Here is an 18,427-nt window from a genome sequence, read left to right on the forward strand (position 1 = left end):
CAGCCGGCTGGGCGTGATGCGACGATCTGCTGTGTGACCCATCCCTATGATACACGGTTTGGGCTTTGTGTGTTGCGGGCTTGAATCAAATCGGCAACCGTGCTGCGCAGGGTTTGCATTTCAAAGGGCTTGCCAAGCACGCTATCCACGCCGCGTGCAGCAGCATAATCAGCATCGTGTTGATAGCCCCAGCCAGTAATTAAAATTGCGATGATATTGGGGCGGCGCTGGCGAGCTTGCTCTAGCACATCCCAGCCATTCATCCCGGGCATGCCCAAATCGGAAATAATCAGGTCGAAGGCTTGTTCGTCGATCCAGCGCAGAGCCTCTTCGCCAGAGCCAGCTAAGGTTACTTCGTGATGATCGTGGCGCAGCACTTTGGCCACAATGTTGCGCACTGCTGGCTCATCATCAACCACCAAAATTCGTTGGGCAGCAGTTTTGGGCACAATCGCAACTGGGCGTGGCTTTGGTTGCGGTGCATGATGGATTGGCAGCAATACCACGAAGCGCGCGCCATGCGGGTAGACATCTTCGGTTAATAATTTGCCGCGATGGCGTTGGACAATGCTTAAGGCAACTGCCAAGCCCATGCCCGTGCCTTCGCCAATTGGCTTGGTCGAGAAAAATGGCTCGAAAATACGCGTCCGATCTTCTGGGGCGATGCCTGGGCCGTTATCAGCAATGGTGAAATACGACCACTCGCCTGTTGTGCCCGTGCTAATTGTAATCGTGCCGCCTTTGGGCAAAACATCAATCGCATTGACGACCAAATTAACGCAGACTTCGCGCAATTCGGCGGCGCTGCCTTGCACATGGGCGGCGGCCAAGTGGGTGCTAATATCGAGCTTGATGCCACGCTGCTGGGTTTTGTCGCGCCACGAAGGGCGGGTAAAATCGAGCGCAATATTAACCACATCACGCAAATCCACAATATCATCGTAGATCGTTTCGGAGGCCCGCGCAAACTCTTGAATTCGACGCACCGTGACCGCGCCATCTTTGGCAGCACGTTCGATCACTTGCAAGGCGTCGCGGCGTTCGGTGTGGGTTTCATCAATCAGCAAAAATTGGGCATTGCCAAGAATCGAGGCCAGCAGATTGTTGAAATCGTGGGCAACGCCACTGGCCAATTGCCCCAAGGCGCGCAATTTTTCCGAGTTGATCAAGGTTTCGCGGGTGTTTTCTAGCTCGTCGAGCACGCTACGCAATTGATAATACGATTGCTCTGCATCGGTGCGCAGCAAATGTTCTTGCTCATAGCGGCGCGCTGTATGAATTGCTTGCGAAATTTGCTGGGCAATCGAGGCCGCCAAATGGCTTTCCTCTGGATTCCAAACCCGCACGTTGCCACGGCTATACATTTGCAGCCAGCCACTAAACCGCCCGTCAACCATCAATGGCTGGGCGAAGAGCGATGATAGACCTTCAGCGCTCGCTGGATCGCCGCCGATCAGCGAGACGCGGCGAATATCGCTGATGTAGAGTGGCGTTGGCGGCTTGAAGCGCGAAATCCAATAATTAACCGTATCAGTGGTCATTTCCAGCGAATCAAGGTAGCGCTCGGAAAAACCAGCGTGGGCCACGACTTGCATTGCGCTGCCATCGTTATGCCACATCAGCACCGCAGCCGCCGCAATTTTAAACACATCGATGACCTTTTCGACCACATTGCCGCATAAGGCATGCAAATTGAGTTCGCCGCTGATCGCGCGAATAATTTCTTGCAGGGCTTCAAGCTCGCGGCGGCGTTGATGTTCGGCCTCGTAGAGCTGCATCTGGCGCAATGCCAAGGCCAATTGATCGGCCACATCGTTGATCAAACGCAAATCATCAAGCGTCCAGAGGAAGGGCCGTTGCACTTTATAGATGCAGACAAAGCCCAACCACTGGCCATTAGCCACCAACGGCACCCAAACCAAGGCATGAATATTCAAGGCCAGCAAACGCTCGCGCAATTCAGGATAATTGCTATCGTGATATTCATCGATCGTCAGCGAGCGCTTTTGTTGGAAGGCTTGCAACATTTCGCTATGCAACAAGGCCTCAGTCGCGGTGCGCTGATCTGGCGGCAGCAAGGTGGTGTAGGTGCCATGAAAGCGTAAGCGTTGCTCCTGCTCATACATGGCCACGGTGCAGAAATCGGCGCGCAGGCCTAAACCAAGGGTTGCCAAAACATCCTGCAACACCTCGCGCAAATTGATGGTTTGGCGAATATGGCTGACGATGCGGGCAAAGAGCACATTGCGTTCGTTGGCCACATACATCGAGCGAAACAGCCGATTATGCTCCAGAATATAGCCTAAGCGCGCGCCAAACTCGTGCAGCAATTGGATATCGCTTGGCTCAAATGGCGTGGCTGGAATCAGGTGCAGCATACCAAGATTCGTCTGATTGCCAGGCACAGGAATATCGATGCCAAACCTACCTGTGAGCAACGTTTTGGCCAAATGCTGGCTCTTTGAGGTGGCAAATTGTTCAGCATTGCTGAGGGCTTGCATGCCACGCTGGGTTGGCACATGGGCTGCATTGATCTGAGTCAATAAACCAAGCCCTTGCTCATCGTAGAGATAGAGGGCTGCGCCTTGGATTGGCAAGTAGTGCCAAATTAAACGAATAATTTGGTATGGCTCGGCCAGCACATCAAGGTGCTTTAAAATATGCAAATTGATTTTTTCGATGATTTTGGTGCATTGATCTTCGCGATAATGCTGGCGATGAGTGGCCAGCGTGCCCAAGGCCAAGGCCAATTGCTGGGCGATCATCTCGATAATTGGTTGGAGCAAGCGCAGTTTTGCGGCTGGCTGGTCGCTTTGAATATCGATTAAGCCAAGCAGTTGCTCGTGGCGCAGCATTGGCACGCTGAGTTGGGAGCGCTGGTTGTGCGCGCTTGCAGGCGTGATGATGCTTTGTTGCTGCTGGCAGAGCGCCGACCAAGCAGCGCCTGCATTGTGGCGCAGGCGGGGCGGCTGGTGATAACTAGGATCTTCCAGTGGGCCAAGCGCGCTAGCAACTGGCACAAGCTGATCGTCTTGAAGCAGGGCGATGGTGACATGCGGCGTTTGCAAGTAGTGGCTGATTAATGCGCTAATCCGTCGAATCAATAATTCTGCATTGTGAAGGCAAAAATGCTCTTGGGTGGTTTTGCTTAATAGCTCAAGCTGCTCGTGCCAAATGCTTGATTCCGCGCTATCACCATCGTACATACCGGCTATCCTTTCATCGAAGGGTTTACCATTTGGGTTTGCGCTTGTTGAGAAATGCGGCGAGGCCTTCTTGACCTTCGGGGCCGGTGCGGGCTTGGGCAATGGCTTCGATGGCGTAGCGTTTGGCGGCGCTGCGCTCCATTTCCCACATGGCTTGGACTAATTTTTTGGCTTGGGCCATGGCTTGGGGGCCGCCACTGAGCATGCGTTCAACCAAAAAGCCGACCGTTTGATCAAGCTCATCTTCGCTGGTAATTGCGTGAATGAGACCAATTTCGAAGGCTCGTTCGGCGCTAAAGCGTTCGCCTGAAATAAACAACGCTCGGCTTTGGCTGACCCCAATTTTGGGCACGACATATTGGGCAATTACTGCTGGAATCAAGCCAAGCTTGACCTCAGTAAAGCCAAATTTAGCTTGTTCGACGGCCACCGCGAGATCGCAGCAAGCCACCAAGCCTGCGCCGCCACCAAGCGCCGCGCCATTGATGCGGCCAATAACTGGCTGCGGCATGCTATTGAGCAGCGCAAACATGGCATCGAGATGTTCAGCATCGGCAATATTTTGCTCGGCAGTGTAGCTGGCGCTTGCTTGCATCCAGCTTAAATCGCCGCCAGCAGAGAACGAAGGCCCAGTGCCAGTCAAAATAACCACCCGCACGCTGGTGTCGGCGGCGATGGCGGTTAATGCTTGGCGCAACTCGCCGATCAATTCGGGATTGAAGGCATTGTGCAATGCTGGGCGATTGAGACTGACGGTGGTGACTGCTGCTTGCTGGCTGACACTGATCAGTTGATATGACACGAAATACTCCGGCTGTCCCAACCTCGTTGTTGGGCCAGATTGGCAATGGCCTATGGATAAGCCATGCGTAAATTATCAAATTGGGTTAAGGTATCGCCTTTTTCAAAGGTACTTGCGCCAAAGCCCATCGCTCCGCTGGCGTAGGTTTCGTCGGTGTAGGCGCCAACTTTTTCGCCATTCAAGTAGAAGGTGAAGTTTGAGCCAACCGCAACGACGCGCAAACGATTAGTTGCGCCAATTTCCTCATTGGCCACCGAGCTATATTTCCAATCGATCAAGTTCGTCCATTCGTCAATGGCTTTATCAAAGCGGCGGAAGGCAAAGTTGCCTTGACCATCGATTTGATAGACATACAAACTGCCTGAAGTATCGCCCTCAATTTGTTCGCGTAGCACTAAGCCTGCTGCATTGGTTGGCTCGCCGCTGACCATCGTAACATCAATTTCTGCATCAACATCGCTATACACTTCGTTGGTTGATGTCCAGATGATCCGTTCGTTGACATACACATGGATTTGATAGGCGCCTTCAACGTAGGCATACTTGCCCGATTTGCTGGCAGTTTCTTGCTCTGGCCAAGCCTGATCGGTGTTTGAAAAATCGTCTTCTAAGAATACGCCGCTGCCAACAACTGGCTCGGTGGTTGGTTCTGGGTCATCGGTTGAGGCCGGAGTTCGGGTTGGGCGGGTTGTTGCCGTGGCCACGCTGGTTGCATTGGTCGCGATCTGTTTCTTGGGATCTTCTTCTTTATCATTCATCAAGAAGGCTATGCCAGCGCCAAGTAGGAGCACAATCCCCACGACAATCCCAATAATCATCCCAGTGTTGCTACTGCGTTTGGTTGGCGCCCCAGCATTTGGATAGCCAGCGCCATAGCTTGGTTGTTGATAGTTGGCTGGCGTGTATTGCTGTTGGTTGCCATATGGTTGTTGGGGCTGTGGTGGTGGTGGCGGATAGCTAGTAGGCTGGCCATAATTTTGGGGTTGCTGATAGCCACCATAATTTTGCGGTGGTGGTGGATAGCTGCCAGGCTGGCCATAATTTGGTTGTGCTGGTGGCGGGTAGCTCCCTGGCTGACCATAATTTGGTTGCGGCGGTGGCGGGTAGCTCCCCGGTTGATCATAATTTGCTGCTGCTGGTGGATAACTACCACCCTGACCATCGTAGCGGGGCAATGCCTGAGTTGGGCCTTCGGCAGCAGTTGGCGCAGCGTTGAGCCTAGTTCCACACTCAGAACAAAATGGATTAATATCGTCGACACTTGCTCGACAATTAGGACATTCACGAAGCGCCATAGGGATTACCTCCAAAGCTAGGCCGAGGGTACTAATTCAACGGTTTCGAGGGCATGGCTAATGGTTGCAACAACCCGTTGTTCAACTGCGTTGCGCGCCTGCCCAATCGCGTTTTGAATCGCTAAAGCATCGGATTTGCCATGAGCAATAATCGCAATGCCATTGACTCCCAACAAGGGTGCGCCGCCATGACTGCGATAGTCCATCCGTTTGCGTAAGGCCAAAAGTGGCGCAACTGCAAGGCTGGCTGGCAAGCTCAAGCCAGTTAACCCAGCGATCACGGCGCGCCAACGGCCTTTGCCAGGCAGGGCCAAGGCCGCGAGGGTTGGTAGCAAGCCCAGCGCAAGGTTTTGACGCCAGGTTGCTTTAATATTGTTGGCGGCGGCGGTGGTGATCATTTTAAACACCCCTTCGCCAAATTTGAGCACCAAATTGCCAACAAAACCATCGGCCACAACTACATCAGCACTGCCATTGATCAACATATCTTTTGGCTCGACGTTGCCAACAAAGTTCAGGTCGGGGCGTTGTAATAACAGACCATGGGTATCTTGTACTAGTTTATCACCCTTATTTGATTCTTCGCCATTGGCCAACAGCCCAATCCGTGGCATGGGAATATTGGCAATCTTTTGGGCGTAGACATTGCCCATTTGGGCAAATTGGACCAAATATTCAGGCTTGCAATCGGTCGTTGCGCCCGAATCGAGCAACAGCGCATAGCCATTGACGGTTGGGAAATGGGTCACCAAACATGGCCGTTCGATGCCGCGAATGCGCCCGAGAATAAACAAGGCTCCAGCCATGGTTGCGCCACTATGGCCCGCAGAAACAAAGGCATCTGCCTCGCCCTCGCGCACCAAACGTAGCCCAACTGCAACTGGCGAATTGCGTTTGCGCCGAATCGCCTGCGCCGGATGTTCGGTCATTTCGATGATTTCGGGCGCATTAACGACTACTAAATCAAGGTTGCTAATATCGTGTTTCGCGAGTTCGGCGCGAATTGCCGCCTCGTCGCCAACTAAAATAATTTGGTCGCCCCATGTGCGGGCTGCGGCGATTGCGCCAGCAACTGTTGCTTGCGGCGCGTGGTCGCCACCGCTGGCATCCAAAACAATACGCACAGATAATCCTCCAAACAAAACAGTTGACCTCATCGAGCATAATCGAGTGATGAGGTCAAACTGCTACTGGTATCTTAATGGGTTTTTGGTTGAACTGCAATATGCTAATTACGGCCTATAGGCGTAGTTCTAGACAGCTCGACGGCGCTTGTTGGGCTTGCGGGCCAAAAACCAAATTATGCTCAAGGTTACGCCAATCACCAAAAGCGTGCCGATGCGCAATGCACCACGGCGCAAGTTGGCAGTGGCTTCTTCTTCCGATGAGCGATTGCCTTTGGCCGCATCGTATTGTTGGCGTCGCACGGTGTGTAAGACTTGATCTTCGCAATCGAATGGCTCGGTGCGATAGGTCAAATCAATGTTGTTCGAAAGCGGTGGTAGTTCGGGGCTATAGCCAAACGTCGGATCAAACAACATCTCTTCGGGCGAGACTTCGCTATACAAACGGGTCAAGAAGGCATATTTACTGGTCAATTCTTTGAGCAAGCTATCTTGGGGACTTAAAAACTTGCTTGGTTGGGCAAATTCGGTTAAGAAGCCTTTACCTGCAACGCTAGCCAAGACGCCGCTACGCAGTTCGTTATAGTTATTTTCGTTATTCAGCGACGTGAGTGCCAAATCGTTTTCGCGCATGGTAAAACGCTCGGTATTGGTTGGAATTGCCTGCGCCTCGCCGAAAACCCACACCGTAATTGGAGTTTTGGGTTGGCTGCTCAAGGCTGCTAATTGGAATGGCAACATTGGGGTTGTGCCCGCATAGCTAATGGCAATTGGCTGGATGCTGTTGGTTGCTGCATCTGGTTTGAGTTTGATCGCGAGCAATGGCATGCCTGCATCGGTATAGGGTTTGAGTGCAGTTTCCAAGCCTGCTGGAGCTTGGTAGCCATTATCTTTGAGCCACGTCATAAGCGCTGCTGGGTCGCGATCTTCGAGCACACTATAATCGTAGGCGCCAACTTGGCCTTGGGGGGCCGCTGGCGTTTGGGTCGTAGGCGCTGGGATTGTGCCAAGCGTTGGGGTAAAACAGGCTGGTGGCGCAGGGAATGTCACCCGTGGATCGGTCAGACTGTGCAGTTCAACAAAGCTGCTTGCGCCAACTACATCGAGCGTTGGAATGCTCGGCACTGGCAAAATCCAGGCAAATTCAGCAGGCGTGCCAGTATAATCGAGTTTTAGGTAGGCGGTCGTTTGGTTGGCTTGGCCATCGACGGCAAAAATCACGTTGAGGCCGGTTTGGCTAATCGGCGCATCAGCAGGAATCAAGGCCCCACTTGCGGCGGCAATTGAGGGCAAAGTAATGCTTAAAAGGCTACACAGCGCAATCACTGTGGCTAAACGGCGCATGGAAATCCTCCTTGAAATGTTTGCAAACTCAATCATAACACGCCGCGTTGCATGCTGTTATTCGTTCCAAGGCCTGATCCTCGTGATGGACATTGTTGTTAATATTGGCCCATTGCGATTGCTGCTTCAGATTGTGGCGGTGGCTCAATGGTGGCTTGTAGAAGGAGTGTGTCATGGAAATTCGTGCCTTGGTTGCTGATCAGCGTTTGCTTGACCAGGCTGCCGAGATTTTGACCCTGGCGTTTGCTGAGCATTGGCCAGAAGCGTGGCCAACGCTCGCCGATGCCCGCGAAGAAATGCAAGAGGCGCTGTTGCCTGAACGCGTTGGCTTTATGGCTTTGATCGAAGGCAACGTGGTGGGCTGGATTGGCGGTCAATCAAGCTACGATGGCAATGTGTGGGAGCTGCACCCCTTGGCAGTGCATCCCGATTATCAAGGCCATGGCATTGGCCGCGGCTTAGTGCAAGCCTTAGAGGCTGAATGCCATGCCCGTGGTGGCCTGACCTTAATGTTAGGTTCCGATGATGAAGCCTTTCTGACCTCAGCCAGCGGCATCGATGTCTATCCCAACCCGCTGCAACACCTCGCCACGATTCAAAACCGCCGTCGTCACCCATTTGAATTTTATCAACGCTGTGGCTTCAGCATCATTGGTATGATTCCCGATGCCAATGGTTTGGGCAAGCCCGATATTCTCATGGCCAAGCGCTTGGGCGCTTGGTCGAGCCAGTTGCCAACAGGAGGCTTAGCGTGAATTATTGGTATGGTCAGGCAGTCGAGGACGATATTGCGGCTTTAGCACCGTTATTGAGCCAAGCTTTACATTTTAATATGGCCCGTGAAGCGTCGGTCGAGTGGATGCAAAAGCGGGGCGTGGGCCTGTATCGAGCACTCAAAGTCGATGGCGCAATCGCCGCAGGCTTGGGAATTTTGCCAATGGGCCAGTGGTTTGGTGGCAAGGCTCAACCAACCGCAGGCATTACCGCCGTTGGGGTTGGCCCCGAATGGCGCGGGCGCAACGTTGGCGGCAAGATGATGGAAGCGATGTTGCGCGAGCAATATGCGCAAGATGTGGCGATCTCAACCTTGTATCCCGCCACGACCCAATTTTATCGGACGCTTGGCTACGAGCGGGCTGGCAGCCGAATTTTATATGGATTAAATCCAGCGCTGATTAAGCCCAAGCGCGATCATGGCGTAACGTTGCGCCAAGTGCTTGAAACCGATTATGCGCCATTTGCGGCGATTTACGATTCGTGGGCGGCAACTCAAACTGGGGTGCTCGAACGCTCGCCGTTGATGTGGGAGCGGATTATGCTTTCGCCCCGCGCCGAGCGTTTGCGCTATATTCTGAGCGATCAGGCTGGCCAAGCGGTTGGCTATGTGGTCTATGAGCAGGCTGGCCAATTCGAAGATGTAAAAGTGATCGATTGGGTGGCAACCACAGGCCCAGCCTTAGATGCCTTGCTCGATTTTTGGGCTGGTCATCGTTCATTAGTTAGCAAAGTTGTTTTGCCTGGCGCGCCGATGGATTCGTTGCTGTTTCGCTATCATGAGCAAGGCATTGACCAAACTTGGCATTTGGATTGGATGTTGCGGATTATCAATGCGCCGCTTGCCATTCAACGCCGTGGCTTTGCGCGCTGGCTACATTGCGAAATTGCCCTCGATTTGGTTGACCCACGCTTGGAATGGAATCATGGCCGTTGGATCTTGCAAATCCGCGATGGGGTTGGCACGCTGGAGCGGGGTGGCAATGGTGCGGTAACGCTGCACGCCCGTGATCTGGCGGCGCTGTATAGTGGCTACCTTGCGCCGCACGATTTGCGCTTGGCTGGCAGTTTGCAAGCAGATGATGATCAATTAGATCTCTTGGCGGCAATTTTTGCTAGCTCACGCCCGTGGATGAGCGATATGTTCTAGGCTGTGCGGCGAGCTTACCGCTAAAACTCAAAGGCCACTGGAATTTCCAGTGGCCTTTGGGCTGTTATGGTCTGAGCTAGGCTTATTGCATTGGCTCAAAGGCGAACGATTGACAGTCGTTATTGGTAGGATTGACCTGTTGCAATTGCACGCCGCTGGCGGTATCGCACCATGGAATATCAACGGCGAGGCCACTATGGCGGGCAGTAATTGTGCCATAGCCATTGCCAAGGTCGTTGATGCGCCATTGTTGGTTGGTGGCTCCGACCCATTCCCATTGATGGATTTTGGCTCCATCGTTGGTCGAGGCGGCGCTTACATCCATCACTTTGCCTGTAGCGCGTGAGACGAAGCGCACAAAGCCGTTGTCGGTGCTAATCAGTTGCCATTGTTGATTGTAGCCCGTGTGACAATCCCATTGCAAAATGACCGTGCCATTGGCTGGATTGCCGCCCTCGGCTACGTCGATACACTTGTTGGTAGCCTTGTTGCGAAGCCGGTAGTAGGTTGTGCCTGGCGCTTGCTTGAGCAAGAACTTATTATTGGCCGAGTTCCATTTGGTTGCCAAGTAGCTGCCTGCTGGCGGGTTGGTGTGGAAATAATCATCGTGGTTGCAGTCGAAGCGGCCATATTGGCTTGCACCACAGCGATTTTGCATTGGTGGCGTGCCTGGGCCGTCAACGTAGCACATAATATCTTCATCGTCGATACAGTGACCGTAGGCGGTGCTGTTGGGAGCTGAGCGTTGCACAGCGCCCATGGTGTGCATATGTTCGTGGGCAGCGGTCGAGCCGTTCCAGCAGCCGTTATCCACGCGCGCAAAGCCAGGGCCGAAGTTGTTGGCGTTATTTTGGTCTGGGCGATCATCGAGCATATAGAAGGCTACGCCACACAAAATATTGTTATCGACGAAGGTCAAATATTTGCGGTCGGCGCGATTGTGGCCAAGAGCCTTCAAGGCGTTAGCGGTTTTGTCGATTGAATCGTCGCCATCTGCTGGCACGACCACATTCATCACATAAATTTCACAATTGTTGGTGACGAAATTGACGGCGCGGAAGCCACCAGTTTCTTGGGCACTAGTTTGATAAATTCGATCCATGTCCGATGACCATTGGCGAATCGAGCCAACGAATTGGTTGAAGCGGTCAGGGCGGTCAGAAGCGCGCACATACATCACTTGGGTGCGGTTGCCAGCATGCCCATCGCCGTTACACACAATCTTGGGGTTGATTGCTGCTTTGTCTAAGGGCAAGGTTTCGTCCTTAACCGTTTTACCTTTGGCGATTGGGTCAGGGCCGTGGCTACAAAAGATTTCGTCGCCAACTTTGACTTCGTACAAGCCAGCACACGGGCCAGTTTTGGCTGGCGTCAAGCCATCGTAAATCATGCCACGTTCTGGGTCGTTGACCGGAACTGTATCTTCAGCTGGTTCGACTTCTCGGTCGTTGCGGGTTTGAGCTTGGGTGCTTGGAAGAGAACTACCAAAAAGAACGAGGAGCGCAAAAATCCAAATTAATCGTGGTGCCTTCATACAATTCCTCCATGAACTGTAACTACAAGGGTTTGCCTAATCGTCGAAATCTCGCCGCTGAGATCGTGCATTGCGTACGCGTGGCCTCCTTGCTGGCAAACTTATTCCAATCAATAAAATTAAGATTCCTAACTATTACGCCATAGTCATGGCCAAAAGTCAATATTTTCTTAATAACATGACTAGAATAAGTCATAAGGCGGAGAAAAGTATGAAGGATGAAATCAAAAGGCAGAAATCAAAAATCAGAAGGATGAGGGATGAAGGATGAAGCCGAGGGATCAGGGGTTAGGGGCAAGGAGGCAGCGTAAAGGCAGAAGGCAAAAATAGGGGTCAGGGGCCAGAGAATCAAGGATGAAGGATGAAAGAAAGAGTATAAAACGGAGAATGAAAATCAGAAGTCAAAAATCAAAAGGCAAAAAGCTGGTTTAACCGCGAAGAAATCTTTTTAAGAATGAATCACAAATAATCTGTGGCAAAAACAGGCTAATGGCTATAGAAAACGTAATCTAAAATAATCTGTGGGAATGTGTAGCAAAAAACTCAGCCTTCGGGTAATTCGTGGCCAAAAAGGGGCCTTCGCGATCTTTGCGATCTTCGCGGTTACGGCCCTTCGTGCGCTTCGTGTCCTTCGTGGATCAAAACGGCCTTATCGCTCAACCCGTGGTAGATAGGCCCGAAACAGGTCGGGGCCGGTTACGATGGGGCCGCGCTCGTTGCCATTCGCATCGCGGAACCAGACATACACCCGCCGCGCGGTGATTGGGTTCCACTGCCATTCGCGCTCGGGATTGAATGGCTCCCATTGCTTGCGGGTTGGGTTGGGATAGGCGCTCAAGGCCATGCTCAACGGTTGGTTGGCATCGGTGGCCGAAAGCACCAAGGTTGCACTTAACGCATTCAGATTGCGAATAGTGACGCTTGCTTGCGGCGGATGATCAATCATAATTGTTTGACTGAGCGTGCTGGTATTGCCCATGCGATCGGTCAAGCGCACGCTAATCGTATAGCTGCCCTCGGTGTTGGGCAACGTCCAGCGATAGGCGCGATAGTAGGTCATTGGTGCGGCGTAAATGCCGTTGATCCCAAGCTGCGCTTTGACGACACCGCCACCATTATCCAGTGCTGGAGTAAGAATTTGCAAATCGCGCTGATCAGTGCTGACGCTGCTTGCAACCAATGCTTGCTCGCTGATAGCCAAACGATAGATTTCATCGGCAGCTAATTGGCGCTTGTAAATCAACAATTCGTCGAGTGCAAGATTGCTGATGCCTGCGCCAATTGTCCAGCGCCCAAGATTGAGATCGTCGCCCACTTCAATTGGCAACGCGACTTTGCTTGCTTCACTAACCAACATGCCATCGATCAACAAGCGCTTATTGCCAGTCGCTTGGTTCCAGCTGATTGCAAAATGATGCCAGCCAGCGCTCAAGCGATCAGGCACGCTCAGGCTATGCTCCTGGCCATTGGCATCGACTGTCCAGAACGTCCATTTGGCTTGCTCAGTTTGCTCGTGGCGCAACGCCAAGGTATTGCGATAGATCTTATCGGGATCAACTGGGTTTTGTGAGGCGGCTAGCAGATAATGGCGGCCTGTGCTGGAGCTTGGCCACGTTTCTGGCACATTCACCCACAGCGCCAACGTGCCATGCTCAAGCTTGAGCGTCGGACTCGCCGGATAGGTCAACGATCCGTCGCCAACTTTGACCGCTTGGCCAAATTTACCACTAGCATAGCTAATTTGATCGCTGGCGGCCATTGGGCCAACCGAAGGCAATGGATTATTCTCAAACTGGGCGACCAAGGCCAAATCTGCATCAGGATTGATCGTCAACAGCGCACTAGGCGGCGTTGTATCTGTTGGCGCTGGGCCATCGGGTCGGCTCCAAGGCACACTATCATTCCAAAGCCAAACACTGGCTTCACATTTGACATAATTGGTGCATGGATCAGAACCTGGGCCATACCAGCCATAGGGATCAACTTGCTTGCCGTTGTGACGCACTTCGAAGTGCAAGTGCGGCGCGCCATCAGTAAAGCCAGTTGCCCCGCTCCAGCCGAGCAATTCGCCACGCTCAACCCATTTTGGCTTGGAATCATCGATATAATTTTTGAAACTTGGCGCAAAATCGTCGAGATGCCAATAGACCGTTTCATAGCCAGCAGTAGCGCCAGCATGTTGAATTAGCACGCCCAAGCCGCGCGTGGTACGAGCATAGGCCCAGCCTGGAGCGGCGGCAACAATCGGCGTACCATAGGGCAAATCGGGAAAGTAATAATCGTGGCCATCGTGGCTATTGTAGGAAAGCCCACTTTTGCCTTGATAATTGATCATCACATCGTTGCCATCGCCACCGCTATCGACCATTGGATAGGTATGATCAAAATGCGATGAATGGACCATTCGCGCGCCCTGCTCCCACGGAATGCTCAAAAAGCCCGTGCTAACTGGCGGCGTGCTGGGGGCCACAACTGGCTCGTTCTGAAATAATTCGTGATATACCTTGCTGTAGCGGTTTACCAGCTGTTGCCAGGTAGCTTGATCGCGCTCAAATGCTAAGAAGCGTTTGACGGTTAGCGCATGCGGATCATCCTTGGGATCGAGTTTTTGTTGGCTGCCATCGCTGAAATTCAGGATGACTGCACTATCGTAGGGGCCAAGCCCAACCCGAATCTCGCGCGCTGCCCAATCGATTTGGCTCAAAAAGCCCTGCGGCCCAGCCAAAAATGGCTGATTGGTAGCAGTGGTGGGCAAGCTTGGGTTGCTAATCAGTTGTGAGGTGGTTTCCAACAAGGCCACTAAAATACGGGCCTCGATATTGTAATAGGCCGCCATGCTCTCGATGATTTGGCCAGCTGGCTGACCATCGATAGTGACATTGGCAAGGCTACTTTGTTGCCGTTGTAAAAACCCTTGCACCCCGCCATCAAGCGATGATAGGCCGTGGGTTGGTTGTTGATTGGGCTGGGGTTGCTGCGGGCTGGCGTGCACCACGAAGGGCAGCGTTGCGCCGCCAAGCATTAATATTAATAAACCAAGGAGCAAAGAACGCTGCATAATCAATTCCAAAACTCTCATCTACATCAGTTGCCAGCCGTATGGTAGCACGCCACCAAGGCAGCGTCAATTAACATTAGCTGAGACATTGGTCCTGTTATCGCGATTTTGGTTTTTCAAGCGGGCAAAGCGAGGAAAATGCAGGGATTTTCAGCCACTGCATCTCCCTCAATGAGAACTGTTTGATCTACATACGTGGGTTACTTGGGTTCGATCAGGGTGGTGCCAGTCATGGCTTCGGGTTTGGCTAAGCCTAGCAAATCGATGATTGTCGGGGCTAGATCGGCCAAACGGCCCCCAGTGCGCAGGCTAATGTGCTCGCGAGTTAGGCCACTAGCTGGGTCGGCGACCAAAATACATGGCACAAGGTTGGTGGTGTGGGCGGTGTGCGGGCCACCAGTTTGGGGGTCGATCATCTGCTCTGCATTGCCATGATCGGCGATTAAAATTGCTGCGCCGCCTTGGGCAACCACCGCTGGCACGACTTGGCCCAAACAGCGATCGACGGTTTCACACGCCTTGATCACTGCTGGAATCACCCCTGTATGGCCGACCATATCGGGGTTGGCAAAGTTAACCACGAAGAAATCGTAGACTTGGCTATTGACCGCATCGAACAATTTAGCCGCCACTTCTTCGGCGCTCATTTCTGGCTGAAGATCGTAGGTTGCCACTTTGGGCGAAGCTGCCATCACCCGATCTTCACCCTCAAATGGTTCCTCGCGGCGACCATTCAAGAAGAAGGTAACGTGGGGATATTTTTCGGTTTCGGCGCTGTGATATTGACGCTTGCCTGCATCGGCAATTACCTTGGCCAATGGCTCGGTGATGTAATGCGGCGGGTAGGCAATTGCATAGGGGAAGGTCGCATCATACTGGGTCATGGTGACATAATGTAAATTTGCCAATTGCTCAGGCCGTTGCCAAATGCTGGTTGGCAGCTGCAAGCCTTGCTCAGCTTGGTTGGCATACCATTCTTGGACCATGGTGTTGACATCGGGCTGCATCAGCGCGCGCGTGATTTGGCGCACCCGATCGGCGCGGAAATTGAAACAGATTACCACATCGCCAGCACTGATTCGTGGCAAGGCTACGCCTGCGGCATCGGTAATCACGGTTGCTTCAATAAACTCATCGCCACGCGCATCACGCAGATACGATTGCTCGATTGCACTGATCGGATCGCTGGCGAAGTGGCCAACGCCCTCGACCATGGCTGCATAGGCAGCGCCGACCCGCTCCCAGCGTTTATCGCGATCCATTGCAAAGTAGCGGCCAATCACGCTTGCCACTTGGCCTACGCCGATTTGGGCAATCGTTTGTTGCAACTCACGCATATAGCCAAGCCCACTTTGCGGCAAGGTATCGCGGCCATCCATAAAGGCGTGAATGTAGGTGTTGCTGACCCCTTGCTGGGCCATCAGTTGCAACAACGCTGCGAGATGAATATCGTAGGCATGCACGCCGCCACGGCCAATCAGGCCAATTAAGTGCATGTTTGTGCCACGTTCTTTGACGAGTTGTACCGCTTCGAGAAAAGCGGGATTTTCAAAAAACTCACCAGCTTTGATCGATTCGCTGATCCGAGTCGAATCTTGATAGACAACCAAGCCAGCCCCGATATTCAGGTGGCCGACTTCGCTATTGCCAATTTGGCCTTCGGGCAAGCCCACATCGAGGCCAGAAGCATGGAGTTGGGTTGTTGGGCAGGTTGCCATCCAATGATCAACATTGGGAGTATTGGCTAAACTAACGCCGTTGCCAGGGCCAGCAGGTGCCAAACCCCAACCATCCATTATGGCTAACAACACAGGACGCGGTGTTGTCATGATGACTCCTTGTAAACGTTAACATGTTGGCTCTATTTAACGAGAAAAGCCCAAAAAGTGCAAGTAGCAAAGGCTTCACCTGCAATGGGCATCCAAAAACGGAAAATTAGGGGCGGTTGTTGGGGATCGAGGACTGAGTGCTTTTTAATATCCCCTCACCCTAATTCCCTTCGTCTGCGCTACGGACGAGAGGTTGAGGTGAGGGGATCTCTAATGGGTTAGTGGCTTTAACGTTTGATATTGATATAGCGAATTTTCCAACCAGATTCTAGGCGATTGAATTGCACATCGTAGGTGCCTGTTCCATCGGTATAATTGAGCGTGCCTGCAATGCCGAGCGTTGTCGTTTGGTCGGTACCAGCGTTGGCTGCTGGTGCTGCAAAATCGTCGCTAACGCTGGTATAACCTTCGAACAACTCGCGTTGGCTAAGCAACCCAGCTAATTGCTCATCACTCACGATTGAGGTATCAACAAACGCTTTAGCTGCATTAATATCATTCGCAGCCCCGGCCTTCATAAAGCCATCGAGGCTTGCTTTGACATCATCGACTTCGCCCATAACAAGTTTATAGGCTACAAAACCACCACCGACACACAGCAGTAATGCGACAATCACCCCGATAATGCCAAATTTCAAGCAGCCGCCACGCTTTTGCGGCTGTGGTGGGTAACCATAGGGTTGTTGCGGTGGATAACCAGGTTGTTGCGGCGGATAACCACCTTGTGGCGGTGGGTAGACTGGTTGTTGCGGCTGTTGGCCATAAGGCGGCTGCGGCTGTTGACCATATGGTGGTTGATTGCTCACAAAATACCTCCAAAGAACACACAAAATTTAAGTAGCAGTATAGATGATGCAGTGGTTGCTGAGAAGAGCAAGAATCATGCACGAAGCGCAGGTTTAAAAATGACACTCCGCAGTAGTACGGAGTGCCATTCAAGAAAGTTGCGTTAAGTTGCTTATTTTTCGTACACTTTGCCCGAGGCTGCTGGTGGCTTGGCGCGACCAATCACCCCTGCCAATACAATCAGCGTTACCACATATGGCAACATCTGCATAAATTGGGAAGGCAAATCGAAGTTGTAGGCCTGCACTTTGAGCTGCAAGGCATCTGCTGATGAGAACAGCAACGAGCCACCAAAGGCCCCAATTGGGTTCCACTTGCCGAAGATCATTGCTGCCAACGAGATAAAGCCTTGGCCGTTGGTCATACCATCGTCAAAGCCAAACGAGCCTTCGAGCGAAAACCAAGCGCCTGCAACCCCAGCAATCATCCCGCCAATAATCACATTGCGATAGCGCATGCGATTGACGTTGATGCCTACCGTATCGGCGGCTTTGGGGTGCTCGCCGATTGCGCGGGTTCGCAAGCCCCACACGGTGCGAAACAGGAAGAAGTTCAAGCCAATGACCATCAGAATCATCAAATAGGTAATTGGTTTGTGGTCAAACAAAATCGGCCCAATCAACGGAATATCGGCCAGCGGGCCAAGCGGCATTTGTGGCAAGCCAGCCCGTAATGGCGATTCGAATTTCAGCAGGAAGTTGGTGCGGGTAAAGCCCGTAATCCCAACCGCCATAATGTTGATCACCGTACCGCTAATTACTTGGTCGACTTTGAAGCGAATTGAGAGCCAGGCATGCAAGGCGGCCATGATGCCGCCAGTCAAAATCGCCCCCAAAATCCCGATGATCAAGGGCAGCCAAACCACACCTTTGGCGGCGCTTTCTGGCAAGGCATCGCCATAGATCATCCGAGCTGAGATTGCCGCCGCAGCATAACCAAAACAGGCTGCCGTCAGCATCATGCCTTCGATCCCGATGTTGACCACGCCCGAGCGTTCACAGACAATCCCCGCCAGCGCGCCGATGGCGATTGGCGTGCCAAGCCGCACCACCCGCGAGAGCGTATCCGAGAGATCAACGCTGTTGTTGGCTACCGCCCAGAGCAGAATCGAGAAGAAGCCAAAGGCAATCACGCTGCTCATATAGGGCGCAACCCAACCGCGTTCTGGATTCTTGGCGATTAGCACGCCGCCAACCAGAATCAACGCCCCACAAATCAAACTAATCGTGATCATCGTGGGCAGTTCGATTGCAGCGACGGGCGGTGCTTTAATGTCGACCTTCATCTTGGCACTATCGGGAATCCGAATCGTGCTCGTAAAATCCCAAATTGATTGAATTTTGCTTGTTTCAGTGATTTTATTGCCGAGGCTGTTATTGACTGCAAACAGCAGCACAATCGCAATGAAAATCCCTAACAGCCCGACCCCACGTGCGCGTGTAAATTTCATACAAATCCACCGTAA

General features: G+C 52.5%; 12 protein-coding genes. 2 read left to right on the forward strand and 10 right to left on the reverse strand.

Going from position 1 to position 18,427, the window contains the following annotated elements; genetic code table 11:
* Positions 1 to 44: 44 nt before the first annotated feature.
* From SE18_RS05545 to SE18_RS05565, 5 genes are all read right to left on the reverse strand, one after another.
* Positions 45 to 3,206: a GAF domain-containing protein gene (locus SE18_RS05545; protein WP_054533435.1), complete on the reverse strand. Its 3,162-nt coding sequence runs from the start codon at positions 3,204 to 3,206 to the stop codon at positions 45 to 47.
* Positions 3,207 to 3,231: 25 nt separating this feature from the next.
* A complete protein-coding gene (locus SE18_RS05550) occupies positions 3,232 to 4,008 on the reverse strand; it encodes an enoyl-CoA hydratase-related protein (protein WP_054533436.1) in 777 nt (258 codons plus the stop codon).
* Positions 4,009 to 4,058: 50 nt separating this feature from the next.
* Positions 4,059 to 5,303, reverse strand: coding sequence for a family 16 glycoside hydrolase (locus SE18_RS05555; protein ID WP_054533437.1), 1,245 nt, complete (start codon positions 5,301 to 5,303; stop codon positions 4,059 to 4,061).
* 17 nt (positions 5,304 to 5,320) lie between these two features.
* Entirely contained in the window at positions 5,321 to 6,427 is a 1,107-nt protein-coding gene (gene plsX, locus SE18_RS05560; RefSeq protein ID WP_054533438.1) for a phosphate acyltransferase PlsX, read from the reverse strand.
* A 129-nt stretch (positions 6,428 to 6,556) separates the two neighbouring features.
* Positions 6,557 to 7,771, reverse strand: coding sequence for a DUF2330 domain-containing protein (locus SE18_RS05565; protein WP_054533439.1), 1,215 nt, complete (start codon positions 7,769 to 7,771; stop codon positions 6,557 to 6,559).
* Positions 7,772 to 7,944: 173 nt separating this feature from the next.
* On the opposite strand from SE18_RS05565, the gene SE18_RS05570 reads away from it, so the two are divergent.
* Together SE18_RS05570 and SE18_RS05575 are read left to right on the forward strand one after the other, a co-directional pair.
* Positions 7,945 to 8,526: a GNAT family N-acetyltransferase gene (locus SE18_RS05570; protein ID WP_054533440.1), complete on the forward strand. Its 582-nt coding sequence runs from the start codon at positions 7,945 to 7,947 to the stop codon at positions 8,524 to 8,526.
* Entirely contained in the window at positions 8,523 to 9,695 is a 1,173-nt protein-coding gene (locus SE18_RS05575; protein WP_054533441.1) for a GNAT family N-acetyltransferase, read from the forward strand. The genes SE18_RS05570 and SE18_RS05575 overlap by 4 nt, the downstream gene beginning before the upstream one ends.
* 82 nt (positions 9,696 to 9,777) lie before the next feature.
* Here the strand turns inward: SE18_RS05575 and SE18_RS05580 are convergent, their stop codons facing one another.
* The 5 genes from SE18_RS05580 to SE18_RS05600 all read right to left on the reverse strand — a co-directional run bounded on the left by SE18_RS05580 (position 9,778) and on the right by SE18_RS05600 (position 18,412).
* Complete coding sequence (locus SE18_RS05580; RefSeq protein WP_054533442.1) at positions 9,778 to 11,229, reverse strand: RICIN domain-containing protein; 1,452 nt, start codon at positions 11,227 to 11,229, stop codon at positions 9,778 to 9,780.
* A 649-nt stretch (positions 11,230 to 11,878) separates the two neighbouring features.
* Complete coding sequence (locus SE18_RS05585) at positions 11,879 to 14,287, reverse strand: peptidoglycan DD-metalloendopeptidase family protein (RefSeq protein WP_054533443.1); 2,409 nt, start codon at positions 14,285 to 14,287, stop codon at positions 11,879 to 11,881.
* 200 nt (positions 14,288 to 14,487) lie between these two features.
* Positions 14,488 to 16,116, reverse strand: coding sequence for a 2,3-bisphosphoglycerate-independent phosphoglycerate mutase (gene gpmI, locus SE18_RS05590; protein WP_054533444.1), 1,629 nt, complete (start codon positions 16,114 to 16,116; stop codon positions 14,488 to 14,490).
* Positions 16,117 to 16,343: 227 nt separating this feature from the next.
* On the reverse strand, positions 16,344 to 16,922 hold the full coding sequence (locus SE18_RS05595) for a hypothetical protein (RefSeq protein WP_054533445.1): 579 nt from the start codon (positions 16,920 to 16,922) through the stop codon (positions 16,344 to 16,346).
* A 152-nt stretch (positions 16,923 to 17,074) separates the two neighbouring features.
* Positions 17,075 to 18,412: an ABC transporter permease gene (locus tag SE18_RS05600; protein WP_201783474.1), complete on the reverse strand. Its 1,338-nt coding sequence runs from the start codon at positions 18,410 to 18,412 to the stop codon at positions 17,075 to 17,077.
* Positions 18,413 to 18,427: the final 15 nt, after the last annotated feature.

The organism is Herpetosiphon geysericola (genome assembly GCF_001306135.1).
Classification (GTDB): domain Bacteria; phylum Chloroflexota; class Chloroflexia; order Chloroflexales; family Herpetosiphonaceae; genus Herpetosiphon; species Herpetosiphon geysericola.

Excerpts from the sequence above, each read along its gene's own strand:
- SE18_RS05600 (WP_201783474.1), bottom strand. The coding sequence starts at position 18,412 with ATGAAATTTACACGCGCACGTGGGGTCGGGCTGTTAGGGATTTTCATT.
- SE18_RS05585 (WP_054533443.1), bottom strand. The coding sequence starts at position 14,287 with ATGCAGCGTTCTTTGCTCCTTGGTTTATTAATATTAATGCTTGGCGGC.
- SE18_RS05570 (WP_054533440.1), top strand. The coding sequence starts at position 7,945 with ATGGAAATTCGTGCCTTGGTTGCTGATCAGCGTTTGCTTGACCAGGCT.
- SE18_RS05580 (WP_054533442.1), bottom strand. The coding sequence starts at position 11,229 with ATGAAGGCACCACGATTAATTTGGATTTTTGCGCTCCTCGTTCTTTTT.
- SE18_RS05545 (WP_054533435.1), bottom strand. The coding sequence starts at position 3,206 with ATGTACGATGGTGATAGCGCGGAATCAAGCATTTGGCACGAGCAGCTT.
- SE18_RS05555 (WP_054533437.1), bottom strand. The coding sequence starts at position 5,303 with ATGGCGCTTCGTGAATGTCCTAATTGTCGAGCAAGTGTCGACGATATT.
- gpmI (WP_054533444.1), bottom strand. The coding sequence starts at position 16,116 with ATGACAACACCGCGTCCTGTGTTGTTAGCCATAATGGATGGTTGGGGT.
- SE18_RS05565 (WP_054533439.1), bottom strand. The coding sequence starts at position 7,771 with ATGCGCCGTTTAGCCACAGTGATTGCGCTGTGTAGCCTTTTAAGCATT.